This window comes from Campylobacter sp. 2018MI01, from assembly GCF_018501205.1.
Classification (GTDB): Bacteria; Campylobacterota; Campylobacteria; order Campylobacterales; family Campylobacteraceae; genus Campylobacter_E.
Genome location: NZ_JAHCZE010000105.1, coordinates 1 through 2,196 on the forward strand (window position 1 = coordinate 1; position 2,196 = coordinate 2,196).

At 31.3% G+C, this 2,196-nt stretch carries 1 protein-coding gene; it reads right to left on the reverse strand.

Features of this window, described 5'->3' with window-relative positions:
- On the reverse strand, positions 1 to 2,196 hold a 2,196-nt coding region (locus KJQ97_RS09140), incomplete at both ends, for an Ig-like domain-containing protein (protein ID WP_250325874.1).

Genomic DNA, 2,196 nt, shown 5'->3' on the forward strand with positions numbered 1-2,196 from the left:
GTATCATTAGCAACTGATTTACCTATAAATGTTGGAGTAGTATCAAATGTTCTACCACCATTTGGAATTTCAGTTAAGTTGTTGAAATATCCATCTTCATCACCTTGGAATACTTTAAATTCTAAAGTGCTTTCTTTAGTAGGTTGATTATTGTTGTTATCTACAACTACATCACTTGTAGTATTATCATTAACCACTTCATCTTTAGCTGTATTTAAATCTAAACTAAATGAGTATTCTTTCATTTCTCCTGTTTTTAAGCTTGATAAATATACTTTATATGTTCCAACTTCCCAACCACTACCATCTACTCTGTTTGTTAAATCAGGAGTATATGTAAATGTTCCATCTGGTGCAGCTTGGAATTCTTTCATAATTGCTTCATCTTTACCTGTAGCATTATTTGGTTTTACAAATAATAATACTAAAGTATCATTAGCAACTGATTTACCTATAAATGTTGGAGTAGTATCAAATGTTCTACCACCATTTGGAATTTCAGTTAAGTTATTAAAGAATCCATCTTCATCACCTTGGAATACTTTAAATTCTAAAGTGCCTTCTTTAGTATCTAACTTAGCGTTTATTGTGCCAACATTACTAATATTTCCAGCTTCATCTTTAGCTACTAATTCTAATTTTTCACCATCTTTTACATCATTTAATGTTGCTTTAAAGTTACCATCAGCATCAGCTTTTACTTCAGTTTTACCATTTATTGTTACCACTGCATTTGGCTCTGTTTTACCTTCTACAACATAATTGCCATTGTTATCTGGAGTTCCTGTTAATTCTCCTAATAATGGAGCTGTAGTGTCTATTGTCGTTGTAGCTTCACCTTTTACTGCCTTACCATTGTCTAAATCATAGCTAACTTCTACTTTTACTTCTCCATCTTTGCTTGGAGTATAAGTAGTTGTAAATGAGCCATCTGGATTGATTGTAGCATTTACTTTTTCACCATTAATTGTAATAGTTGCGTTATCAGGATTAAACTCAACTTTATTTCCGTTAGCATCTACAGGAGATACACTACCGCTTATTGTTAATTCTTTATTATTATTTAATGTATCTTCAATATTTGTGCCTTTATTGTCAAATATATCTACCTTAATATCTGCATCTACTGCCTCAACTACAGGTGCATTATATTCAACCCTTACAGTATCATATTTACCATCTAAACTAACGCTAATTAAACCAGTTTCTTGATTAACTATATTAGAATCTAATGTAATTGTGAAATTACCATTCTCATCTACATAAGCCTTAGATACAACACTATTTGTAGCACCTATTATATTGCTTCCTATTGTAAATATATAATCACCCGCATTACCTGTAAAGCCTTCTAGTTTAGCTTTTATTACTAATTCATTACTATCTACTTTAGCTAATTTATCACTTAAAGATTCATCTCCATTTACTTCTGTAATTACAAGTTTATCAAATAGTGGAGCTTCAGGTTTAACTTCAGGTTGTTTATTGTCTTCAGTATTTTCAGGTTTATCTTCAGGTTTAACTTCTGGAGTTACAACATCAACTGGTTTATCATCTGTATTATCAGGAGTAGCTGGAACATAAAATATATTTGCTGTATCGCTTACGCTACCTATACTTAATTTAATCATTCCTTGTTCGTTATTTACAACATTAGAATCCATTGTAAATGTAAATTCACCATTAGTATTTACATAAGCTGTAACTTTTTGCTCTAAACCTGCATTGTTTAAATTGCTATTTACTGTAAATGTGTATTCGCCTTCTTTACCTTTGAAGTCATCTAATTTAGCAGTAATTACTAATTTTCCTTCACTAACTTCTGCTCTATCATCAACTGCTGTATTATCACCATTGATTGAAGTAATAAGAATATCTGTAAATAGTTTGGTAGCAGGGTTTAATGGGGTAGATGGGATAACATTATCAACTGGTTTATCTTCAGGAACAACTGGAGTTGGTTCAGGTTTAACTTCAGGTTGAGTATTATCTTCAGTTTTATCTTCTTCAGGTTTAACTTCTGGAGTTACAACATCTTCAGTTTTATCTTCTTCAGGTTGTTTATTATCTTCAGGTTTATCTTCAGGTTTAACTTCTGGAGTTACAACATCTTCAGTTTTATCTTCTTCAGGTTGTTTATTGTCTTCAGTGTTTTCAGGTTTATCTTCAGGTTTAACTTCTGGAGTTACAACATCT